Annotated in this window: 20 protein-coding genes and 1 tRNA gene; 18 read left to right on the forward strand and 3 right to left on the reverse strand. The window is 41.2% G+C overall.

Annotated features, from left to right (window positions below; translation table 11 throughout):
* Nucleotides 1-41: 41 nt before the first annotated feature.
* A tRNA-Gly gene (locus ACE3G9_RS14465) sits at nt 42-117 on the forward strand.
* Nucleotides 118-726: 609 nt separating this feature from the next.
* On the opposite strand, the gene queG is transcribed toward ACE3G9_RS14465, so the two are convergent.
* Entirely contained in the window at nt 727-1,857 is a 1,131-nt protein-coding gene (gene queG, locus ACE3G9_RS14470) for a tRNA epoxyqueuosine(34) reductase QueG (protein ID WP_449219525.1), read from the reverse strand.
* A 271-nt stretch (nt 1,858-2,128) separates the two neighbouring features.
* Here queG and tsaE point away from each other — a divergent pair, with 271 nt between their 5' ends.
* From tsaE to ACE3G9_RS14520, 10 genes are all read left to right on the forward strand, one after another.
* Nucleotides 2,129-2,605, forward strand: coding sequence for a tRNA (adenosine(37)-N6)-threonylcarbamoyltransferase complex ATPase subunit type 1 TsaE (tsaE, locus tag ACE3G9_RS14475; protein WP_449219526.1), 477 nt, complete (start codon nt 2,129-2,131; stop codon nt 2,603-2,605).
* A gap of 32 nt (nt 2,606-2,637) precedes the next feature.
* Complete coding sequence (locus ACE3G9_RS14480) at nt 2,638-4,320, forward strand: LysM peptidoglycan-binding domain-containing protein (RefSeq protein ID WP_417879682.1); 1,683 nt, start codon at nt 2,638-2,640, stop codon at nt 4,318-4,320.
* A gap of 42 nt (nt 4,321-4,362) precedes the next feature.
* Nucleotides 4,363-6,312, forward strand: a complete 1,950-nt coding sequence (gene mutL, locus ACE3G9_RS14485) for a DNA mismatch repair endonuclease MutL (RefSeq protein WP_449219527.1) — start codon at nt 4,363-4,365, stop codon at nt 6,310-6,312.
* Nucleotides 6,309-7,250: a tRNA (adenosine(37)-N6)-dimethylallyltransferase MiaA gene (gene miaA / locus ACE3G9_RS14490; protein WP_417879684.1), complete on the forward strand. Its 942-nt coding sequence runs from the start codon at nt 6,309-6,311 to the stop codon at nt 7,248-7,250. Before mutL ends, miaA begins: the two co-directional genes overlap by 4 nt.
* A 527-nt stretch (nt 7,251-7,777) precedes the next feature.
* A complete protein-coding gene (gene hfq, locus ACE3G9_RS14495) occupies nt 7,778-8,053 on the forward strand; it encodes an RNA chaperone Hfq (protein ID WP_287025172.1) in 276 nt (91 codons plus the stop codon).
* A gap of 44 nt (nt 8,054-8,097) precedes the next feature.
* Nucleotides 8,098-9,405, forward strand: a complete 1,308-nt coding sequence (gene hflX, locus ACE3G9_RS14500; RefSeq protein ID WP_449219528.1) for a ribosome rescue GTPase HflX — start codon at nt 8,098-8,100, stop codon at nt 9,403-9,405.
* 58 nt (nt 9,406-9,463) lie between these two features.
* Nucleotides 9,464-10,657, forward strand: coding sequence for an FtsH protease activity modulator HflK (gene hflK, locus ACE3G9_RS14505; protein ID WP_417879686.1), 1,194 nt, complete (start codon nt 9,464-9,466; stop codon nt 10,655-10,657).
* Nucleotides 10,658-10,659: 2 nt separating this feature from the next.
* A complete protein-coding gene (gene hflC, locus ACE3G9_RS14510) occupies nt 10,660-11,634 on the forward strand; it encodes a protease modulator HflC (RefSeq protein ID WP_417879687.1) in 975 nt (324 codons plus the stop codon).
* 102 nt (nt 11,635-11,736) lie between these two features.
* Nucleotides 11,737-11,922 carry a DUF2065 domain-containing protein gene (locus ACE3G9_RS14515; protein ID WP_417879688.1) on the forward strand — a complete coding sequence of 62 codons (186 nt, stop codon included), beginning with the start codon at nt 11,737-11,739 and terminating at the stop codon, nt 11,920-11,922.
* Between the two features lie 143 nt (nt 11,923-12,065).
* Complete coding sequence (locus tag ACE3G9_RS14520; RefSeq protein ID WP_417879689.1) at nt 12,066-13,382, forward strand: adenylosuccinate synthase; 1,317 nt, start codon at nt 12,066-12,068, stop codon at nt 13,380-13,382.
* 240 nt (nt 13,383-13,622) lie between these two features.
* On the opposite strand, the gene hmpA is transcribed toward ACE3G9_RS14520, so the two are convergent.
* Nucleotides 13,623-14,771: an NO-inducible flavohemoprotein gene (gene hmpA / locus ACE3G9_RS14525; RefSeq protein ID WP_417879690.1), complete on the reverse strand. Its 1,149-nt coding sequence runs from the start codon at nt 14,769-14,771 to the stop codon at nt 13,623-13,625.
* Nucleotides 14,772-14,920: 149 nt separating this feature from the next.
* Here hmpA and nsrR point away from each other — a divergent pair, with 149 nt between their 5' ends.
* The 7 genes from nsrR (at nt 14,921) to rplI (ending at nt 20,553) form a co-directional block, all read left to right on the forward strand.
* A complete protein-coding gene (nsrR, locus tag ACE3G9_RS14530) occupies nt 14,921-15,346 on the forward strand; it encodes a nitric oxide-sensing transcriptional repressor NsrR (RefSeq protein WP_417879691.1) in 426 nt (141 codons plus the stop codon).
* Between the two features lie 118 nt (nt 15,347-15,464).
* The gene (gene rnr / locus ACE3G9_RS14535; RefSeq protein ID WP_449219529.1) at nt 15,465-17,954 is read left to right on the forward strand and encodes a ribonuclease R; all 2,490 of its coding nucleotides are present in this window, start codon (nt 15,465-15,467) and stop codon (nt 17,952-17,954) included.
* Between the two features lie 70 nt (nt 17,955-18,024).
* Nucleotides 18,025-18,774 carry a 23S rRNA (guanosine(2251)-2'-O)-methyltransferase RlmB gene (gene rlmB, locus ACE3G9_RS14540; RefSeq protein ID WP_417879693.1) on the forward strand — a complete coding sequence of 250 codons (750 nt, stop codon included), beginning with the start codon at nt 18,025-18,027 and terminating at the stop codon, nt 18,772-18,774.
* Between the two features lie 354 nt (nt 18,775-19,128).
* Complete coding sequence (gene rpsF, locus ACE3G9_RS14545) at nt 19,129-19,512, forward strand: 30S ribosomal protein S6 (protein WP_417879694.1); 384 nt, start codon at nt 19,129-19,131, stop codon at nt 19,510-19,512.
* Nucleotides 19,513-19,518: 6 nt separating this feature from the next.
* Complete coding sequence (gene priB / locus ACE3G9_RS14550) at nt 19,519-19,821, forward strand: primosomal replication protein N (RefSeq protein ID WP_237296472.1); 303 nt, start codon at nt 19,519-19,521, stop codon at nt 19,819-19,821.
* A gap of 16 nt (nt 19,822-19,837) precedes the next feature.
* Nucleotides 19,838-20,065 carry a 30S ribosomal protein S18 gene (gene rpsR, locus ACE3G9_RS14555; protein ID WP_000090472.1) on the forward strand — a complete coding sequence of 76 codons (228 nt, stop codon included), beginning with the start codon at nt 19,838-19,840 and terminating at the stop codon, nt 20,063-20,065.
* A 38-nt stretch (nt 20,066-20,103) separates the two neighbouring features.
* Nucleotides 20,104-20,553 carry a 50S ribosomal protein L9 gene (gene rplI, locus ACE3G9_RS14560; protein ID WP_417879695.1) on the forward strand — a complete coding sequence of 150 codons (450 nt, stop codon included), beginning with the start codon at nt 20,104-20,106 and terminating at the stop codon, nt 20,551-20,553.
* Between the two features lie 120 nt (nt 20,554-20,673).
* On the opposite strand, the gene ACE3G9_RS14565 is transcribed toward rplI, so the two are convergent.
* Nucleotides 20,674-21,924: a DUF481 domain-containing protein gene (locus ACE3G9_RS14565; protein WP_449219530.1), complete on the reverse strand. Its 1,251-nt coding sequence runs from the start codon at nt 21,922-21,924 to the stop codon at nt 20,674-20,676.
* Between the last annotated feature and the right edge of the window lie 97 nt (nt 21,925-22,021).

The raw sequence follows: 22,021 nt of genomic DNA on the forward strand, positions 1-22,021 counted from the left end.
TATCGAGAAACGAGATTCCGAGCCACGAGAAACGAAAAAAAGCGACACTAGCTCAGCTGGTAGAGCGCAACCTTGCCAAGGTTGAGGTCACGAGTTCGAACCTCGTGTGTCGCTCCAAATACATAAGGTTTCTAGTTTATAGTCCTTAGTTTCTAGGGGAGAAGACTGAGAACCTAAGGACTAGCATCCTAGCTTCCTTAAAATATATAAAAAAACGATCTCTTTAGGGATCGTTTTTTATTCTTTATAATTCAGTGAGTGATATCACTATTCAATAATAAATTCAGTTTTTCTGGATTTCTGCTCTTTAATTGCTACAGTTTATATTTCCAAATTCAATTCGTACGTTTGATTCCAATGCTCCTCTTGCATTATTATCGGCGTTCTCTGAGAAAAATGGATAATTATCTACAAACTTATCCACATGTTTTTTTTGTGGATAACTTGGTGTGTAAGTTGTTTTTTAGTTGTAATAAAATCCATTTTAAATGGATCATTTAAAGTTGACTGAAATCACAAATTAAATGACAATGCTGTAAATTGTTGTTTTTTATCGTTATTTTTGTTTTGCTGTATGAAAGAACAGTGCGAGATAAGGATCTTTATTTGATTTTTACTTGATCTTTATCATTTATTTTGAATGTGCTTAACTTTTTGTTACGCCCTGTCACGCTCTCTCTTTTGTCACTTTTTCCACATTTCTAATATTTTTTGGGATAAGTATCACTAAGCGTCTCTTGGTAATCCTTTTCCTATAATTCTAACTAGCCTTTCTAATTTAGTATTTCGTGCTGTATTGGCATCAATATCATTCTTCTTTTTATTTTGCTGCTCTATCGCCCATTGAATATGAATATCCAAATTATCATCTAATCCTAGGCGTGCGGTTAATGCTTCTAGGATTGTGGATTGATAAGGGGCATTGCCCAAGGCGATAGAAATATTACGTAACCACTGAATGTGACCAATACGACGAATAGCAGAGCCTTCCATATTTTTTAAGAATTGAAGTTCGTTCCACTGGAATAACTTGATAAGGTCAGCATCATTGAATATGTCACGTCGGTGAAAACTGGCTTCATTTGTGACGTCTGCCGCTCGATTCCACGGGCAGACCAATTGACAATCATCACAACCATAAATTCGATTGCCTATTTTAGAACGAAGTTCTTCCGGGATAACACCATCTAATTCAATGGTGAGGTAAGAGATACATAGACGAGCATCAATTACGCCTTCTTCGATAATTGCTCCTGTAGGGCAAGATGTCATACAAGCTTTACATTGGCCGCATTGATCTGTCTGAGGTTCATCAATAGGAAGAGGGATATCAACTAATAGTTCACCAAGAAAAAACCAAGAACCAGCCTGTTTGTCAAGAATGAGAGAGTGCTTTCCTGCCCAACCTAATCCTGCCTTTTGTGCTAAAGGGCGTTCTAAAATGGGGGCAGAATCAACAAAAGGTCGATAACCTAATTCTCCCACTTCTTCTTCAATTTTCTGTCCCAGCTTTTTTAATTGGTTACGGATGAGTTTATGGTAGTCGCGACCTAATGAATAACGACTAATATAAGCCTGAGTAGGATCGGATAGGTTTGAAGCAAATTGAGCTTCTGGAGGCAAGTAGTCCATACGAACGCTTATCACACGGATGGTACCTGGATGGAGTTCTTGAGGGCGGGCTCGCATCATGCCGTGTCGTGCCATCCAATCCATAGAACCATGGTAACCGGCATCAAGCCAACGTTGTAATTGGGCTTCATGTTCCGAGAGGTCAACATCGGTGATCCCGACGTGCTGAAAGCCGAGTTCTTTACCCCATTGTTTGATTTTATTAGCAAGTTCTTGATGGTTCATGTTAGATGGGCTATTTCAGTAAGGTTTATATTAGAATTCTAGCATGAGTTAGGAGTGTGATTCAGTAGCAACGACGATCTCTATTTGCTAAGTAACGTAATTTTGACCAAGTTTCTATTTCTTTTTGACACTTTGTTTAGAATTTGTCGTCAATATATAGAATAATAGACCAATTGAGTCTTGCTACTATTGACTCAGTCAGTTTACTATTTTTTATTGATGGAATTATAAGCTGCCAATAGGCCATTTATTATACGGGTGATGACACTTTATGACGACCAAGCAGACGAGAAAACAAGCTATGTTAAGTGATGAATCTGCGACCATCGCGTTTGGAACACAACTAGCTAAGTTATGCTCCCAGCAAACCACTATTTATTTGCATGGTGATCTTGGTGCTGGGAAAACGACCTTTAGCCGAGGCTTCATTCGTGCTTTAGGCCATGAAGGTAATGTAAAGAGCCCAACGTATACCTTGGTTGAACCGTATCAGTTAGATAATTGGCAAGTTTTTCATTTTGATTTATATCGTCTTGCGGATCCTGAAGAACTCGAGTTTATGGGGATCCGAGATTACTTTACCCCCGATGCGATTTGCTTGGTGGAGTGGCCTGAAAAAGGTGAAGGTTTGCTTCCTTTAGCAGATTTGGATATAGAACTACGTTACGTCGATGTGCAACGTCAGGTTGTTATCAGGGCAAATAATGAATATGGGCAATCTTTAGTAAATAAGTTGGAGTTGTGTTGAAATATTCTTATTTTCGAGCGTTGTGTCTGCTCATGATGTTATGGCTTGGTGCTATTGCGAGTGTCAATGCTAATTCTTTAAATAGTATTCGAGTTTGGCCTTCACCTCATGACACTCGTGTGGTGATGGACATGGGTAGTGAAGCCAAATTTAGCTATTTTACCTTAAGTGGACCAGATCGTTTGGTTCTGGATTTAAAACAAACACAGTTAAAAACTAAGCTACCGATTATGATTAAAGATAGTCCGGTATTAACTAAAATTCGTCATAGTACACCAACTGAGCCATCAAGTTATCGTTTAGTGTTTGAATTGAAATCAGCGCAAAAACCAGAAATATTTACTTTAGCACCAACGGCAGATGGTCAATATGGGCATAGGTTAGTAGTAGACTTTAAGCATGAAGAAACGGCTTCGACATCATCAAATGCGACTGCTGCGAAAAGTACCCCTCAAAAAACATCCGCTCTAGCGGTTACAACGCGCGCCATTCCACCCTCTAAAATTGTAGTGGCGATTGACCCTGGACATGGTGGTGAAGATCCTGGCTCTATTGGGCCGACTCGTAAATATGAAAAGCATGTCACATTAGCGATTGCGAAAAAAGTAGTGGCTAAACTGAATTCAACATCCAATATTCATGCAATCTTAACTCGTACTGGTGATTATTACGTTAACTTGAATAAGCGTTCGGAAATTGCCCGTAAAAATAAATCGCTACTATTGGTTTCGATTCACGCTGATAGCTATACGTCGGCAGGGCCACGTGGTGCTTCCGTATTCGTATTAAGTACTCGTCGTGCGAATACTGAAATTGGTCGTTGGGTAGTAAAAAAAGAAGAACAATCTGAGCTTTTAGGTGGTGGTGGTGTTTTACTGTCTAAAAACAGCAATGATAAAAACGTTAGCCAAACAGTATTAGATTTGCAGTTTAGTCATTCGCAAACTGAAGGGAATAAACTTGCACTGAAAATGATCCAAGAATTAAGACAAGTGACACGTATGCACACATCTAAGCCTGTTTATGCTAGCCTTGCCGTATTGAAGTCTCCAGATATTCCATCAATATTAGTTGAGACGGGCTTTATGTCTAATCCACAGGAAGAGAAATTATTAGTTCAAAATTACCACCAAAATAAATTAGCCGGTGCAATTTCCAATGCGGTTATTGAGTATTTTAAAGCCAATCCACCGGAAGGCATGATTGTGGTAAATCAATCATCAGGTTCGACACATAAAGTGAAAAGTGGTGAGTCTCTTTCAGTGATTGCCCATAATTATGGCACCACAACAGCAAACCTGATGAAGTGGAACAACTTAAAAAGTTCAACGGTATTTGTTGGCCAAGAGTTGAAAGTTGCTTCATCAGGAGCCACATCTAATAATGGTTCAACGGCTTCTCGTCGTACTAGTCATACCACCGTGACTCATGTGGTAAAAAGTGGTGATTACCTAGGTAAAATTGCGGAACAATATTCAGTATCGGTGAATAGCATTAAGCAGCAGAACAACTTGCGATCCAATACTTTAAAAATTGGCCAAAAATTACAAATCAGTGTTCCTGTGAAAAATACGATCTACCAAGTAAGAAGTGGCGACTTTTTAGGTAAGATCGCTGACAAATATGGCGTTAGTATTTCTGATATTCGCAAAGCTAATGATTTGAGATCCGACAGCCTAGCAGTAGGTCAGAAGCTGACGATACCTCAATCTTAAGCTTGCTCTTAATTTCAATCGATTAAATGGTGCAGTAGCGTTATGGCGATAAAAATTTTACCCGCTCGATTAGCCAACCAAATTGCGGCAGGTGAAGTAGTTGAGCGCCCTGCATCGGTGGTTAAAGAGCTGGTTGAAAATAGTATCGACTCCGGTGCGACGCGCATTGATGTTGATATTGAAAAGGGTGGCAGCAAGCTGATTCGAGTGCGCGATAACGGCTCGGGTATTGAAAAAGATGAACTAGGCTTGGCGCTCAGTCGTCATGCTACCTCGAAAATTCATTCTCTTGATGATCTTGAAGCTATTCTTAGCCTAGGCTTTCGAGGCGAAGCGTTGGCCAGTATCAGCTCGGTTTCGCGTTTAACCTTAACGTCTCGTACTGCAACACAAACTGAAGCATGGGCTGCGTATGCGGAAGGTCGAGATATGGCGGTGCAATTAACCCCTGCTGCCCACCCGATTGGAACCACAGTTGAAGTGGTCGATCTCTTTTTTAATACGCCTGCACGCCGCAAATTTCTACGAACCGAAAAGACCGAATTTTCTCATATTGATGAACTACTTAAACGTATTGCATTGAGCTGTTTTTCGATTTCCATTACTTTGCGCCATAATGGCAAAGTCATACGTCAATATCGCTCAGCTAAAACCGATCTACAAATTGAAAAACGAGTGGCTGCGGTATGCGGTAATCACTTTATGGATCATGCGGTTGCGATTGAACTTAATCATGATGATTTAAGGCTTAAAGGCTGGATCACCACACCGGATGGTGCACGTAATCAAAGTGACCTTCAGTATTGTTATGTTAATAGCAGAATGATGCGTGATAAGTTAATTAATCATGCTATCCGCCAAAGTTATGAAAATGCACTGCGCCCCGAGCAATTCGCGACTTATGTGTTGTTTATTGAAGTCGATCCACATCATGTCGATGTTAATGTTCATCCCGCTAAGCATGAAGTACGCTTTCACCATGCTCGCTTAGTTCATGACTTTATTTACCAAGCATTAAGTGATGCATTGGCGCAAAGTATTGAGTTAGTTAAACCATCGATATCTAAATCGGCGTACGCAACTGAACCCGTTGGAGGTGATGATTACTCGATTCGAGAGTCAGCACCAGTCCATCAACCTCAGCATACGAGCTCTAAGCATCGTGTTAGTACTCAAGCGTGGGAATCATCTCGTGTTTCATCGGGGCACTCTCAATCGTCTTCCGCTGTGTCTTATCCAAGCTCGCGCCCGTCATCCATAGTCCAGAAAAAGCAAACCGATGCTTATCGTGCTTTATTTGAGCCTTTGACAAATGTTGCTGACGAGGTGTGTGATGAGTCGGATCTAGGTGTTGTGGGGCAGGATTTTATGGAGCAGGGTGTTACCACTGTTCCCCAACCCTTGGTGGAAAAGCATGATAGCTCAGAGACTAATATCACCGACCTAGGTAAAGCATTAACGGTGATCCAAGATGTTTATTTATTGATGCAAAATGCGCAAGGTTGTCATTTGGTTGATTTAAATAAAGCAGAAGCGCTGCGGGTTCAAGGTCAGTTTAATTTTTTCGATGGGGATAAGTTGAAAGCTCAGCCTTTATTGATCCCTTTAAATATACCAATGTCGGCTGAAGATATTGAAACGTTAACGACTTATCAGAATCTATTATTCACTCTTGGAATTGAATTAACAGCGAAAGGGAAAAACAGTGTAATGGTGATGGGCGTACCACAACCATTACGTCAGCAAAATTTACAGCAATTAATACCCGACCTATTGATCGAGTTACAAAAAGAACAAAATGTTGAACTCCCCTTGATCACTCAATGGCTCACAAGCAAGATTGTGGTAGCAAAACCAAAATATAGGCTCTCTGAAGCGATTCAGTTAGTCGCAGAACTCGAACAAACCTGGGGTGTTTATTTACCTTATCATCAATATAACTGGATCCAACCTGTGAATTTTTCTCAATCAATAGCGGCGCTGCAATCATGAAACAACCATTACCACTCGCATTATTTTTAATGGGTCCAACCGCATCAGGTAAGACGGATCTAGCGATTCGTTTAAGACAAAAATATCCGGTTGAGATAATCAGTGTTGATTCTGCGTTAATTTATAAAGGCATGGATATTGGTACTGCCAAGCCTGATGCACAAGAGTTAGCACTTGCACCGCATCGGTTGATCGATATTCTCGATCCGAGTGAAGCCTATTCGGCCGCGGATTTTCGTCGTGATGCGTTGCAGCAGATGGATGAAATCGTCTCTCAAGGTAAAATTCCATTGTTGGTTGGCGGGACGATGCTGTACTACAAAGCCTTACTTGAAGGGTTATCACCATTACCCGCTGCCGATCCGGACATTCGCCAACAAATTGAACAAGAAGCCAATGAAAAAGGTTGGGATGTAATGCATCAACAGCTAAGTCAAATTGATCCTGTTTCTGCTTTACGTATTCATCCTAACGATCCGCAACGTTTGTCTCGTGCATTAGAAGTGTTTCGTATCTCAGGTAAAAGCTTAACCGAATTGACGGAACAAAAGGGAGAAGCATTGCATTATCAAGTGAAGCAGTTTGCCATTATGCCAAAAGAGCGAGTGGAGCTTCACCGCCGGATTGAGCTGAGATTTGAAAAAATGATGGCAGCTGGCTTTGAAAATGAGGTGAAAGCTTTGCGTGCCAGAGGTGATCTACATCTTGATCTTCCTTCAATTCGTTGTGTAGGTTATCGACAAGTGTGGGAATATTTAGATGGCAATGGTACATTGGATGAAGCCATTTTCCGTGGCGTGTGTGCCACTCGTCAATTGGCTAAGCGACAAATTACTTGGTTACGCAGTTGGAATGACTTAACTTGGTTAGATAGTGAAGATATTGAAGCGGGAGTTAAAGCTATTTCTGCCGAAATTGATCATTATTCACATGGATAGCTTTATTAATCAAATTGTAAGTAAATTCTGATTGATGCAGTATCTTAAATGAGTTTGAGTATATACTGTAATTGCTCATACTCTTTGTATTTATGCTCTTTGTACTTAGTACTTTGCGTATGTGTTAAAAGCGACGTCAAGGTTGAAATCGCTATATAGTACCAATCGCAATAAGTAACGGTTCACCTTAGCTTGTTAAAAAAACTCGCTAACTACGTTATAAAATTTGTATGTAGAACCACTACTAACAGAAATTTTATGCCTTGTTATCAAGCTTTTTTTCTGCGCTAATGAGACCATTTACTTATATTGATTGGTATAAAGAAACTTTAGCAGTCGGGTGAATTCATCCGTTAATGCATGACTTATCGTTTATGCTGAGAAACCAGCAATATAGGTAAGAATTGGCACTGCTTTTTGTGTAAGTAAGCACTTTTGATTTTCTATGCTAAGTCCCATTTTGGAACTTAGGAAAAAAGAGAAAGTCAACTAAAAATAAAATAAACAACAAATATAAGGAATATAAAATGGCTAAGGGGCAATCTTTACAAGATCCGTTCTTAAATGCGTTACGTCGCGAGCGTATCCCTGTATCAATCTATCTCGTGAATGGCATTAAATTACAAGGCCAAATTGAGTCATTTGATCAATTTGTGATCTTATTGAAAAATACGGTAAACCAAATGGTTTATAAGCATGCAATTTCTACCGTCGTTCCTGCTCGTGCGGTTAGTCATCATACGGCTGAGCGTCCACAAGGTGAGCGTGCGGAACGTCCTCAACAAGAGAATTCTGAAGATTAATATCTATCTAATTTTGAACTATCAATTATTAAGGAGCGAGCTGCTTGTTTGACCGTTATGAAGCCGGTGAGCAGGCTGTACTTGTTCATATCAACTTCACACAAGAAGGTGAGTGGGAAGATCTCAGCGAGTTTGAAATGCTGGTATCTTCCGCTGGCGTCACATCGCTACAAGTTGTAACAGGTAGCCGCCAATCTCCGCATACAAAATACTATGTTGGAACCGGTAAAGCTCAAGAAATCGCGGATACAGTTAAGGCTTTAGGCGCTGAAATTGTCATTTTCAATCATGCACTAAGTCCAGCTCAAGAGCGGAACTTAGAATATTTGTGTCAATGCCGTGTGTTGGATCGTACCGGATTAATTCTCGATATTTTCGCCCAACGAGCTCGAACCCATGAAGGTAAATTGCAAGTAGAGTTGGCACAGTTACGTCATCTTTCTACTCGCTTGATTCGTGGTTGGACGCACTTGGAGCGTCAAAAAGGTGGTATTGGTTTAAGAGGGCCGGGTGAAACTCAGCTTGAAACTGATAGACGATTACTGCGTGAGCGTATTAAGGCGATTTTACGTCGTTTAGCGAAAGTGGCTAAGCAACGTGAGCAAGGACGTAAAGCGCGTCAACGTGCAGAAATTCCAACTATCTCATTAGTAGGTTATACCAATGCGGGGAAATCTACCTTATTTAACCGTATTACCGAAGCTGGGGTTTATGCCGCAGACCAATTATTTGCAACACTAGATCCGACCTTGCGTAAGATCGAGTTAGAAGATGTTGGTGGGGCAATATTAGCGGATACCGTTGGTTTTATTCGCCACCTTCCACATGATTTAGTCGCTGCATTTAAAGCTACATTGCAAGAAACGCAAGAAGCTGACATTTTGTTACATGTTGTGGATGCAAGTGATGACCGTTTTCGTGAGAATATTCATGCGGTAAACGAAGTTCTTGAAGAGATCGATGCTCATGAGGTTCCATCGCTATTAGTGATGAACAAGATTGATAGCATGGACGATCAAAAACCAAGAATCGACCGTGATGATGAAGGTAGACCTCGCACTGTGTGGGTGTCAGCGATGGAAGGGCAAGGTATCGATTTGCTATTCTCTGCGCTGACAGAACGTCTAGCAACTCAAATTGTTCAATATCAATTGTGTATTCCTCCTATGAACCAGGGGAGAGTTCGGAGCCTGTTTTTCCAATTGAATGCAATTCAAGCGGAAGAGTATGATGAACAAGGCAATTTATTGATTGATATTAGAATGCAACAAGTTGATTGGTTAAGATTAGTGAAAAGAGAAGGGGCAGTAATGAGTGACTTTATCGTCACAGACATCACTGCTACAGTATGATATCAATTATTACGAGACAGATTGATATAACGTCATATCTATACGATGGAGCTTTCTAATGGCGTGGAATGAGCCTGGAAATAATAACGACAATAACGGCCGCGATAATGACCCTTGGGGTAAGAACAATAATCGTGGCGGTCGTGAACAAGGTCCACCTGATTTGGATGAGGTGTTTAATAAACTCAGCCAAAAGTTAGGCGGAAAATTTGGTAAGAAAGGAGGTGGTAAAGGGCCTTCTTTTGGTGGTGGCGGTGCAATAGGCTTTGGTGCCATTGCTATTATTGCCATTTTAATTTGGGTGTTCTCTGGTTTCTACACTATCGGTGAAGCAGAAAGAGGCGTGGTTTTACGCTTAGGTAAATATGAGCGTATGGTTGACCCTGGTCTAAACTGGCGTCCTCGCTTTATTGATGAAGTTACTGCGGTAAACGTACAAGCGATTCGTTCTTTACGTGCATCTGGTTTGATGCTGACCAAAGATGAAAATGTAGTGACCGTTGAAATGGGCGTTCAATATCGCGTATCAGATCCCTATAAATATTTGTACCGTGTGACGAATGCTGATGATAGCTTACGTCAAGCAACTGATTCAGCACTACGTGCGGTTATCGGTGATTCATTAATGGATAGTATTTTGACTAGTGGTCGTCAGGCGATTCGTCAAGAAACAGAAAAAACTTTAAACCAAATTATCGATAAGTACGATATGGGCTTAACGGTTATTGATGTGAACTTCCAATCATCTCGCCCTCCTGAGCAAGTAAAAGATGCATTTGATGATGCTATTGCCGCTCGAGAAGATGAAGAGCGTTTCATTCGCGAAGCAGAAGCTTATAAAAATGAAATTTTACCGAAAGCAACGGGTCGAGCTGAACGTTTGAAGAAAGAAGCGCAAGGTTATACCGAACGCACGGTAAATGAAGCATTAGGTCAAGTTGCTCAGTTTGAGAAATTACTTCCTGAATATAATGCAGCACCAGGTGTCACTCGTGATCGTTTGTACTTAGATTCAATGGAGAAGATTTATTCTCATAGTTCGAAAGTGCTCATTGACTCTGACTCATCTGGCAATATGTTATACCTGCCAATTGATAAGTTGATTTCAGAATCTAAACAAAACAACAGTTCAACTCGTGCTAAAGATAAAACGCAACCAACCTATGATGGTATTCAGTTGGATCCACAAAATAGCAGTGGATCTCAAGATTCGGGCACTAACTCAACATCTACACGTCAAGGGAGATTCTAAGCATGCGTAAGTTAATTATCCCTTTAGTCGCGATTTTAATCGTCGTTTCGTTAATGTCGGTGTTCGTGATCCCAGAAGGCGAGCGTGGCATTGTGATCCGTTTTGGTCGTGTGCTTAAAGATACCAATGAGATCTCTAAGATTTATCCACCAGGGTTACACATTAAAATGCCTTTCTTTGATAGTGTGAAAACATTAGATGCGCGTATCCAAACCATGGATGGCCGTTCTGATCGTTTCGTCACTTCAGAGAAAAAAGACGTTATCATTGATACTTATGTGAAGTGGAAAATCAGTGATTTTGGTCAATATTACCTTGCTACTGGAGGGGGGAATACCTTAACCGCTGAAACATTACTTGAACGTAAAGTGACAGATGTACTTCGTTCTGAAATTGGTTCGCGTGAAATTAAGCAAATTGTTTCTGGACCAAGCAGTGATATTGTTGCCGTAGATTCTATCGATGATAATGAAGTGCTGCCTGAATCAGCCAAAGAAGCACTTGAAATTGATGGTGAACGTGATCAAATTATGCAAGAAGTATTGGAAGATACTCGTGGTAGTGCGATGAAAGATTTGGGTGTTGAAGTGGTTGACTTCCGTATGAAGAAAATCAACTTACCTGATGAAATCAGTGAGTCTATTTACCGCCGTATGCGTGCAGAGCGTGAATCGGTTGCTCGTAAGCACCGTTCTCAAGGTCGTGAAAAGGCAGAGATCATTCGAGCTCAAGCTGAGTTAGAAGTAGCGACTATTCTTGCAGAAGCTGATAAGACAGCTCGTGTAACACGAGGTGATGCTGATGCAACTGCAGCGAATATTTACTCAAAAGCTTATAAACAATCACCTGAGTTTTATAGCTTCTTACGTTCATTGAAAGCGTATGAGAAGTCATTTAGCAACAAGAGTGACTTGTTAGTGCTTGATCCTAAGAGCGATTTCTTCAAATACATGAATGATAGCAATGGCCGAAAATAAGTTGATTGAACTTATTCGGCAGTAAGATTTGAAAGGCCCTTCGTGGGTCTTTCTTGTTTTTGGATATATAACAGTTTTTGGGGCATAAAAGAGAGGTTGAACATGACCGCATTGATGATCGCCATTGGTCTATTATTGATTTTTGAAGGGATGGGGCCGGCATTATTTCCAAAACAGTGGCGCGACATGGTGAGTCAAATGGCTCAGCAGCCTGAGCAGACATTAAAGCGTATTGGTGCGGGTCTGATTCTGGTTGGTGCTATTATTGTGTTATTGATGGTGAGTTAGTTTTTACGCTTCAATTTTGTAAAACCTAATATACAATATTTGTCGTAAAATTAATTTGCATAAAAAATCATCTAAAAAATGACTGCAAGATGGTACTAGGCTATGCTAGAATCCTTTTTTAACTAGCAAGCAGACTTAGAAAGATGGGAAATAACGTAGTCGTTCTGGGCACCCAATGGGGTGACGAAGGTAAAGGTAAAATCGTTGACCTTTTAACTGAAGATGCAAAATATGTGGTTCGCTATCAAGGTGGTCACAATGCAGGTCACACTCTAGTCATTGACGGTGAAAAAACCGTTCTTCACTTAATTCCATCAGGTATTCTACGCGAAAATGTAAAATGCATTATCGGTAATGGCGTAGTACTTTCACCTGACGCTTTATTAAAAGAAATGAAACCGCTTGAAGAGCGCGGCATTCCAGTTCGCGAACGCTTATACATTTCTGAAGCTTGTCCTCTAATTCTTCCTTATCATATTGCTTTAGACCAAGCTCGTGAATTAGCTCGTGGCAAAAAAGCAATTGGTACAACTGGCCGTGGTATCGGTCCAGCTTATGAAGATAAAGTTTCTCGTCGCGGTTTACGTGTGGGCGATTTGTTTGACATGGAAGCTTTCGCGCAAAAATTAAAAGAAGTGATGGAATATCATAACTTCCAACTAGTGAACTACTACAAAGTAGAAGAAGTGAGCTACGAAGAAGTGTTGGAGCAAGTAAAAGGCTATGCTGAATTACTGACTTCACTTGTGATTGATGTGACCGATGAGCTTGATTCTGCTCGTAAACGTGGTGATAAAATCATGTTTGAAGGCGCGCAAGGGACATTGCTTGATATCGACCACGGTACTTACCCTTACGTAACTTCTTCCAATACCACTGCTGGTGGTGTTGCTGCAGGTTCTGGTTTTGGCCCTCGTCACTTAGGTTACATCTTAGGTATCGCTAAAGCTTACTGTACTCGTGTTGGTTCAGGTCCATTTCCGACTGAACTATATGATGGTTTAGATAAGCAAGATCCGATTGGTAAACACTTAGGTACAGTGGGTAACGAATTCGGTGCAACTACTGGTCGTTTACGTCGTACTGGTTGGTTTGATGCTGTTGCTATGCGTCGTGCAATTCAAATTAACTCTTTATCTGGTTTCTGCCTAACTAAGCTTGATGTACTTGATGGTTTAAAAGAAATCAAAATCTGTACTAGCTACAAGATGGATGATGGTTCTACTGTTGAAGTGTCTCCAATGTCAGCAGATGATTTTGAAAGAGCGACACCAGTTTACGAAACCATGCCTGGTTGGTCTGAAAATACTTTCGGTGCTAAATCTATCGATGAGCTTCCTCAAGCAGCTCTTGATTATATCAAACGCATTGAAGAATTAACGGGTGTACCCGTTGATATTATTTCAACCGGTCCAGATCGTAATGAAACCATCATTAAGGTTCATCCATTTAATTCTTAATTTTGAATTAGACTGAGTTATAAAAAGCCGACTTCAGGGTCGGCTTTTTGTTGTCTGTAATTTAGGGTTTATTAGTCTTATACCAATCGCACTAATTATATGATCATTCTTGCTTGTTAAAAGCCTCGATAACTGCGTTATAAATTTTGATTGTAGAGCAACTAGTTATCGAAAATTTATGCCTTGTTCTCAAGGCTTTTTCCTTCGCAATTTTTGGTCACCTAATTAATTTGATTGGTATTACAGTACTTTATGAGGGCCAAAGCATTCGTAGTGAATGTTGGCTTCGGGGACTTGTTTTTCGATTAATTGTTTCGCAATAAATTGCATGAATTCAATTGGGCCACATAAGTAGAAATCAGTCGCTTGCCAGTCGATAGAATTAACTGTATTTAAATCCATAAACCCTTGTTGATCTTTGTACCAAGTCTGTTGAGTTAAATTTTCTTGTTGTTCAGCGTACTCGGTGACCTTTGTAGCAAAAGCATGTCGATCTGTATTATCTGCCGCATGTAACCAGTGAATATTGGCTTTATGTGCATCTTTAATGCTTTCTAAAATAGATAGCATTGGCGTTAACCCTACACCAGCTGAAATTAAGGCGACAGGCTTGTCACTTTCACTAGTAAAGAAGAAATCACCGGCAGGGGCTGCAAGCTGAACGGTATCGCCCACTTGGATTTCATTATGAATGTGATTAGAGGCCACACCTTGATCTTCTCTTTTTACCGAGATGCGGTAAGTCTTACCGTTTGGTGCATCTGACAAGCTATATTGGCGGATTTCTTGGTTCGCTAGTTTATCTGAGTTGAGATAGATAGCAATGTATTGTCCAGGTTTGTAACCAACAACGCTTTGGCCATCAGTAGGCTCAAAAACGAAGCTAGTGATCACATCGCTTTCCGGCGTTTTTTCAATGACTTTAAATTCACGAGTTCCACGCCAACCACCGATTTCTTGTTCGTTTTTTTTATAAATTTCTTCTTCTCGGTTGATGAATATTGTGGCGAGTAAGCCATAAGCTTCAGCCCAAGCATCGAGAACAGCTTGCCCTGGGTTCATTAGTTCATCAATTGTGGCCAGTAAGTGAGTACCAACAATATCGTATTGCTCGGCTGTGATGTTAAAGCTGGTATGTTTTTGGGCTATTTTTTCAACTACAGGTAATAAGACTTCAACATTATCGATGTTGGCAGCGTAACCATAAACTGCATTGAATAGAGCTTCACGCTGACGACCTGTATCTTGATGAGTTAGGTTAAATACATCTTTTAGTTCAGGGTGATGTTTGAACATACGATCATAAAAATGAGTCGTCATTGAAGGACCTGCTTCCGCAATAAGTGGAGCGGTAGACTTGACAATATCTATGGTTGATTGATTTAACATATTCGTACCTTTTTAAAGTTGTATTTTAAATGCATCTTTATTGTCATCTAAATGTATCATTCAGTCAATCTAATACTTATACTCAAGTGAATTCTGCATCTTGAAGTTACTTGGGTATATAATGTTGCAATTCGAAGTTGGGAGTAGATATGCAATTAACATCTTTTACTGATTATGGTTTGAGGTCATTACTTTATTTAGCCGTGTTACCTGAGGGGGAGCGTTCTAATATACAAGCAGTGAGTGAGCGATTCTCTATTCCCAAAAATCACCTAATTAAAATTATCAATAAACTTGCACAGCTTGGTTATATTCAAGCCACAAGAGGTAAGCATGGCGGTATTGTTTTAGGTAAACCGGCTGAACAGATTGTCGTCGGCCAAGTGGTTAGAGACTTAGAGCCATTGCAGTTAATTGATTGCTCTGAAAGTGCCTGTCACATTACATCAGCTTGTCGTTTAAAAGCGCAACTCGCTAAAGCAAAAGAAGCATTCTTGTCTCAACTTGATCAATGCACTTTGGCTGACTTGCTTGATAATAATGATGATCTGGTATTACTCCTTACTCCTGTGTGACACACGCTTGTCATTGTTATCTGCTTTAATTAAAGAAGATATTTAAACGATTTCTGTAGGTTAGCGTCTCACTCAGATATACTAATCATTACACTTTGCGCACATAAGCAGGTTTGTCATGTCCGAACGTACCCATATTGATCCTTTCGCAACTCGTGAATCCGAAAAATACGAAAACCCAATCCCGAGCCGAGAGTTCATTCTTGATTTTTTAAAGCAAGCAAATATGCCAATGAATCGTAATGATTTATTTGAAGCTCTGAACTTAAAAGGTGAGGATGAATATGAAGGTTTACGCCGTCGCTTGAGAGCAATGGAGCGAGATGGTGAACTGATCTTTACCCGTCGTCAATGCTATGCCTTGCCAGAAAAAATTGATTTAATTAAAGGCACTGTAATTGGGCATCGTGACGGCTTTGGTTGGGTTCGTCCTGAAGGAAGCGTGGGCAAAGACAATGATGTTCTACTTCCTCATCACCAAATGCGTACAGTGATCCATGGTGACTATGTTCTCGTTCAGCCGAATGGCGAAGATAAACGAGGTCGTAAAGAAGGGCGCTTAGTTCGAATTCTTGAAGCACGTAAAACTAATCTTGTAGGGCGCTTCTTTTTAGAAGATGGCCATGCCTTTGTCGTACCTGATGATTCTCGTATTAGCCAAGATATTTTGATCCCAGATGAGTTCCGGGAAGGGGCTCGTATGGGGAATGTGGTAGTCGTTGAGTTGACCGCTCGCGCGACGCGTTCTCGTGGCATGATGGGCAAAATCGTTGAAGTACTCGGTGAAAATATGGCTCCAGGTATGGAAATTCAAATTGCGATCCATACACACCAAATTCCCGATCAATGGCCAGTTGCCGTTGAAAAGCAAGTTGAAAACCTTGGTGAAGAAGTACCGGAAGAAGCGAAAGAAGGTCGAGTGGATTTACGTGATTTACCGCTGGTTACTATTGATGGTGAAGATGCCCGTGACTTTGATGATGCGGTTTATTGTCAAGCTAAAAAAGGTGGTGGTTGGCGTTTATGGGTCGCCATTGCGGATGTGAGTTATTATGTTCGCCCGAATACTGCACTAGATAAAGAAGCGATTAATCGTGGTAACTCGGTGTACTTCCCATCGCAAGTGGTACCAATGTTGCCAGAAGTATTGTCGAACGGCTTATGTTCGTTAAACCCACAAGTTGACCGTTTATGTATGGTCTGTGAAATGACCATTTCGGCTTCGGGCAAGCTTTCTGGCTATAAGCATTATGAAGCGGTGATGAATTCACATGCTCGTCTAACCTATAATAAAGTATCGGATATTTTAGAGGGGAATGAAGAACTACGTACTCGTTATCATGCTTTAGTGCCGGACTTAGAAGAATTACACAAAATGTATAACGTGCTGAAAGTGGCGCGTGAAAACCGTGGGGCGATTGAATTTGAAACCACGGAAACCAAATTTATCTTTAATGAGCAGCGTAAAATTGATCGTATTGAACCTGTGGTGCGTAACGATGCGCATAAGATCATTGAAGAATGTATGATTTTAGCCAATATCGCATCGGCCTCTTTTGTCGAAAAAGCCAAAGAGCCTGCACTATACCGTGTGCATGACACTCCTGGTGAAGAGCGACTTACAGGCTTTAGAGATTTCTTGGGCGAGTTAGGTCTAAACTTAACTGGTGGACTTGAGCCTACACCAACTGACTATGCGCAATTGATAAAAGCGATTGGTGAGCGTCCAGATAAAGAGCTGATTCAAACCATGCTATTACGTTCGATGAAGCAAGCGGTTTATAATGCGGAAAATGGTGGTCATTTCGGCTTGGCATTACAGCGTTATGCTCACTTTACTTCACCGATTCGACGCTACCCTGATTTATTACTTCACCGTGCGATTAAATATTTAATTGCGAAGAATGAAGGTGTGAATACTGACCGCTGGACGCCAACTGGTGGTTATCATTATAGCTTTGATGATATGGACTTTTACGGTGAACAATGCTCAATGACCGAGCGTCGTGCGGACGATGCTACCCGTGATGTCTCTGACTGGCTAAAATGTGAATATATGCAAGACCATGTCGGTGAAGAGCTTGATGGGGTGATTGCCAATGTAACTGGTTTTGGTTTCTTTGTTCGATTGAGCGATCTACACATTGATGGATTAGTGCATATTTCTTCATTAGCAAACGACTATTATCAATTTGATCCTCTAGGTCAACGCTTGATTGGTGAGAGTTCAGGCGTTATTTATCGCTTGGGTGATTCAGTGAAAGTGAAAGTATTAGCGGTAAATCTTGATGATCGCCAAATTGACTTTGAAGTGGTAGGCACTGAGCGTCAACCTCGCGGTAAAGGTAAGACAGCTAAGAAGCGTGCTGTTAATGCGGATAAAAAAGCATCGACTCAAAAGAAACAAGCGATTAAAGCTAATAAACCTGGTCAAAAAGCGAAGCCACTCGTTGAGCCAACTAAGCGACCAGATGACAGTTCTGACAAACCGAAAAAGAAAAAAGCACGTAAGCCGAAAGGAGCCACTGCCGGAAAACCGGGCACGAAGCCTAAGCGTAGTAAACCATCGGCATCTAAGCGCGCCAAGATGAAACAACAAAATTCTTAAGTTTAGTGGCTCTTTGAATTGCAGGGAGTCGCATTAATAAATACGGGTGGCAACACCCTCAAGGTAAACAATGAGTAACGAATTTATTTTTGGCATTCATGCCATTAACGCTGTGTTAGATAAAGACCCAGCTCGCCTAATTGAAGCATTTGTTCTAAAAGGCCGTGAAGATGACCGACTCATGCCAGTGATTAACCAATTACAGAAGTTTGGTGTATCAGTACAACAAATGGGACGTAAAGCGCTTGATGATAAAGCGCAAGGGGCGAACCACCAAGGTATTATTGCCAAAGTAAAACCAGCTAAGCAGTTAAATGAGCATCACCTCGATGACATTATTGCAGCGTGCCAAGCAAAAGGTGAACAACCTTTATTATTAGTTTTAGATGGTGTTACTGATCCGCATAACCTAGGCGCTTGTTTACGTAATGCGGATGCGGCAGGTGTTGCTGCGGTTATCGTACCAAAAGATAAATCGGCACCTTTGACCGGTACGGTAAGCAAAGTTGCTTGTGGCGCGGCAGAGACGGTACCATTTGTTCGAGTGACCAATCTTGCTCGCACCATGAGAGCGCTGCAAGAACAAGGTATCTGGTTTGTCGGCACCGCTGGTGAAGCGACTCACGATATCTATCAAGCCAAATTAACAGGCCCGCTAGCGATTGTCATGGGAGCTGAAGGTGACGGTATGCGTCGCTTAACTCGTGAAACCTGTGATGATTTAATTAAGATCCCGATGGCGGGTAGTGTTTCAAGTTTAAATGTTTCAGTAGCCACTGGGGTATGTTTGTTTGAAGCCGTGCGTCAGCGTTTAGGTTAAAGCTAGAGCTAGAGCTAGAGCTAGAGCCGAGATGCGGGGATGCTTCGCTCGGGAGCCGAAAAGCAGGTAAGTGTGTCGAGTTGCGTGTTTCGTGCTTGGCAACTACTTTTGCTCTTTCCCGTAACTCGAAGCGTAGCGCACTCGGCTCTCGCAACCTGATTTTCTGCTTTTGCTCTTTCTCGCAACTCGAAGCGAAGCGTACTCGCATCACGTAACAATCTTTTTTCTTGCCTAATCTGGTGACGTCTTATACAATTCGCCGTCCTGAAATCTCGGTCTTTTATATTTTTCGTTCCTTGTTTCCTCCGGATGACCGAGCCAATGTGGAAACTAATAATCCGTAAGGAGCAACCTATGCGTCATTACGAAATCGTATTCATGGTGCACCCTGATCAAAGCGAGCAAGTTGCTGGCATGATCGAGCGTTACACTGGTTCTATCACTGAAGCTGGCGGTACTATCCACCGTCTAGAAGATTGGGGTCGTCGTCAAATGGCTTACCCAATCAATAAACTTCACAAAGCTCACTATGTTCTTATGAACGTAGAAGCTAACCAAGAAGTGATTGACGAGCTAGAAACTGCTTTCCGTTTTAACGATGCAGTTCTACGTAACATGATCATGCGCACTAAATCTGCAGTAACTGAACAATCAATCATGATGAAAGCACGTGAAGAACGCGCTCCTCGTCGTGAAGAGCGTTCTGAAGCTAAGTCAGAAGAAGCAGCAGCTGAGTAATCATTGATGACCAATCGATTGGAGTTAAGCGGCACTGTCGTTAAAGCTCCGGTTAGAAGCCTAAGTCCTGCCGGCATCGCTCATTGCCATTTTAGTATTGAGCACCGCTCGACAGTACAAGAAGCGAATTTACCGAGACAAGTTTATTGTCGTATGCAGGTAGTCGTGAGTGGGCAAGGGTCACAAGAATTAACTCAATATTTAGTTTTAGGTAGTCACATCAAGGTAAGTGGTTTTGTCGCTTATCACACCGGCCGAAATGGTTTGGGGAAATTGGTGTTACATGCCGACAACATTACTCAAATTTAAGATCAGGAGATAGCCCATGGCTCGTTTCTTCCGTCGTCGTAAATTCTGCCGTTTTACTGCAGAAGGCGTACAAGAGATTGATTACAAAGACGTAGCAACTCTTAAAAACTACATCACTGAAGCTGGTAAAATTGTACCTAGTCGCATCACTGGCACAAGTGCTAAATATCAGCGTCAACTAGCTCGCGCTATCAAGCGTTCTCGCTACCTAGCACTTCTTCCATACACTGACAAACATCAGTAATTGGCAGCAGTTTAATTAAGTTTAAGAGGACTAAGATAATGCAAGTTATTCTACTTGATAAAATCGGTAACCTAGGCAACCTTGGCGACCAAGTTAACGTTAAATCTGGTTACGCTCGTAACTTCCTTATCCCACAGGGTAAAGCAGTTATGGCGACTAAAGCTAACGTTGAAGTTTTCGAAGCACGTCGCGCTGAACTAGAAGCTAAAGTTGCTGAGCAACTAGCTGCTGCTCAAGCTCGCGCTGAGAAAGTTAACGCACTAGAAGCAGTTGTTATTGCTTCTAAAGCGGGTGACGAAGGTAAACTATTTGGTTCTATCGGTACTCGTGATATCGCTGATGCAGTTACTGCAGCTGGCGTTGAGATCGTTAAGAGCGAAGTTCGTCTTCCTGAAGGCGCACTACGTACAACTGGTGAGTTTGAAATTAGCATCCAACTTCACTCTGAAGTATTTGCTGAAGTTAAACTTCAAGTTGTTGCTGCTTAATAGCCAGCATCAAAGCGTAATAAAGAAACCGGCCTAGTGTCGGTTTTTTTATGCCTAAATTTTATGATCTTTGTGTTGGGTATAGAGTGTGTTTAGTGGATTAGTTGCCTAATAATGACATCACTTTGGCGAGTACAATATATTGATGGTTAGCACGGTATCTGTTTTCTCTAGGTTATTAGGTACTCGGCTAAGGTGCTCTATGCTTTGTGATATTTTCAAAGCAATATCTTCGGTTATATCGTTAATAATGCTAATTTCAGTATCAAAACGAGTATTACTTGAACCACTGACAATAGTACCATCAAAGTTAAATGAGGTTCTATCAAGCGGTTTCCAGTTAAGAGTGAAGCTTGCACGGACAATCGGCTCATCAACATTGTCTGGAAATATTGGATCGTCGTCATCGATTTCATCGGTGTTGGGTTCTTGATAACGATAACCAGGACCAAGTTCGGTCTCAACTTTTAGGGTATCGGTGTTTGTGATTTGATAACCCAAACCGGTAGAAACGGTATAATCATGAAAGTATGAACTGTATTTCGAATCTATACCTTTAAAGTTGCCATAGATATAGAATTTAGGGCTGATTTTATAGTCGCTTTTTAATTGATAGGTTTGTTCGCGTTCGTCTTCTTTACCATCTTCATTTTTTAGATAGATTTTTATTTCACCACTATTACGTAAGCGGCCGCTGATTTGTGATAATGATAGGCGGGCATTTAAAGCACGTTCATCTTCATTGCCTTGTTCTGAGCGATAGCCAAACTCGATTTCAGGCAACCAGGTTGAACTGCCAACAAAGCTAGATTTTGTTGATGCGGAGTTTTTCGTTGTGTCTAGCGTTTCACTGACGGCTTTTTTCTCTGTGCCAGTGCTTGGCTTGGCTACTTTTTCTTTTCCCTTTCCTTCATCAAGAAGCTCGGCAATAAGATCTTCATCGATACCATCATCTTCTGAGTCTGAACTTGCAACTTGCTCAGTTGATTGGGTGGACGGATCGGTAGGATTATTATCTGCTGAATCTGCTGAATCTGCTGAATCTGCTAAATCTGCTGAATCTGCTGTAGTCTCGGCACTAGGTGTTGGTTCGAATGTGATCTCTTCAGAATCACTATCAACAACTTCTGTCTCTTCAATTGAATCTACATTTTGATTTGTTTCAGCTGTCGTTGAGTTCTCCTGCTGAGTGCTTTCAGAGGAAGGCGTTGCGGTTTGAGTATCATCCTTGGCTACGATTACGGAATTGTCGGTTACCACGTTATTATTACCTGTCACACCATTTGTTGATGATTGATAGGGTAACGCGTCTTCACTATAAGCTTGGCTGCTTATAATTAAATACAATAGTAGTAATAATCGATTTTGCACTAAGCGTGAGACCTCAATAAAATAACAGTCGACGATAATAAAGGATGTCGATATTTTGCCGTCATCATAACGTTAAAACTTTTTTTATTCGATAGTG

The organism is Vibrio sp. E150_018 (assembly GCF_053544035.1).

What these genes read in the sequence shown, in the direction of transcription:
- queG (WP_449219525.1), bottom strand. Translation starts at nt 1,857, where the DNA reads ATGAACCATCAAGAACTTGCTAATAAAATCAAACAATGGGGTAAAGAA.
- tsaE (WP_449219526.1), top strand. Translation starts at nt 2,129, where the DNA reads ATGACGACCAAGCAGACGAGAAAACAAGCTATGTTAAGTGATGAATCT.
- ACE3G9_RS14480 (WP_417879682.1), top strand. Translation starts at nt 2,638, where the DNA reads ATGATGTTATGGCTTGGTGCTATTGCGAGTGTCAATGCTAATTCTTTA.
- mutL (WP_449219527.1), top strand. Translation starts at nt 4,363, where the DNA reads ATGGCGATAAAAATTTTACCCGCTCGATTAGCCAACCAAATTGCGGCA.
- miaA (WP_417879684.1), top strand. Translation starts at nt 6,309, where the DNA reads ATGAAACAACCATTACCACTCGCATTATTTTTAATGGGTCCAACCGCA.
- hfq (WP_287025172.1), top strand. Translation starts at nt 7,778, where the DNA reads ATGGCTAAGGGGCAATCTTTACAAGATCCGTTCTTAAATGCGTTACGT.
- hflK (WP_417879686.1), top strand. Translation starts at nt 9,464, where the DNA reads ATGGCGTGGAATGAGCCTGGAAATAATAACGACAATAACGGCCGCGAT.
- hflC (WP_417879687.1), top strand. Translation starts at nt 10,660, where the DNA reads ATGCGTAAGTTAATTATCCCTTTAGTCGCGATTTTAATCGTCGTTTCG.
- ACE3G9_RS14515 (WP_417879688.1), top strand. Translation starts at nt 11,737, where the DNA reads ATGACCGCATTGATGATCGCCATTGGTCTATTATTGATTTTTGAAGGG.
- ACE3G9_RS14520 (WP_417879689.1), top strand. Translation starts at nt 12,066, where the DNA reads ATGGGAAATAACGTAGTCGTTCTGGGCACCCAATGGGGTGACGAAGGT.
- hmpA (WP_417879690.1), bottom strand. Translation starts at nt 14,771, where the DNA reads ATGTTAAATCAATCAACCATAGATATTGTCAAGTCTACCGCTCCACTT.
- nsrR (WP_417879691.1), top strand. Translation starts at nt 14,921, where the DNA reads ATGCAATTAACATCTTTTACTGATTATGGTTTGAGGTCATTACTTTAT.
- rnr (WP_449219529.1), top strand. Translation starts at nt 15,465, where the DNA reads ATGTCCGAACGTACCCATATTGATCCTTTCGCAACTCGTGAATCCGAA.
- rlmB (WP_417879693.1), top strand. Translation starts at nt 18,025, where the DNA reads ATGAGTAACGAATTTATTTTTGGCATTCATGCCATTAACGCTGTGTTA.
- rpsF (WP_417879694.1), top strand. Translation starts at nt 19,129, where the DNA reads ATGCGTCATTACGAAATCGTATTCATGGTGCACCCTGATCAAAGCGAG.
- priB (WP_237296472.1), top strand. Translation starts at nt 19,519, where the DNA reads ATGACCAATCGATTGGAGTTAAGCGGCACTGTCGTTAAAGCTCCGGTT.
- rpsR (WP_000090472.1), top strand. Translation starts at nt 19,838, where the DNA reads ATGGCTCGTTTCTTCCGTCGTCGTAAATTCTGCCGTTTTACTGCAGAA.
- rplI (WP_417879695.1), top strand. Translation starts at nt 20,104, where the DNA reads ATGCAAGTTATTCTACTTGATAAAATCGGTAACCTAGGCAACCTTGGC.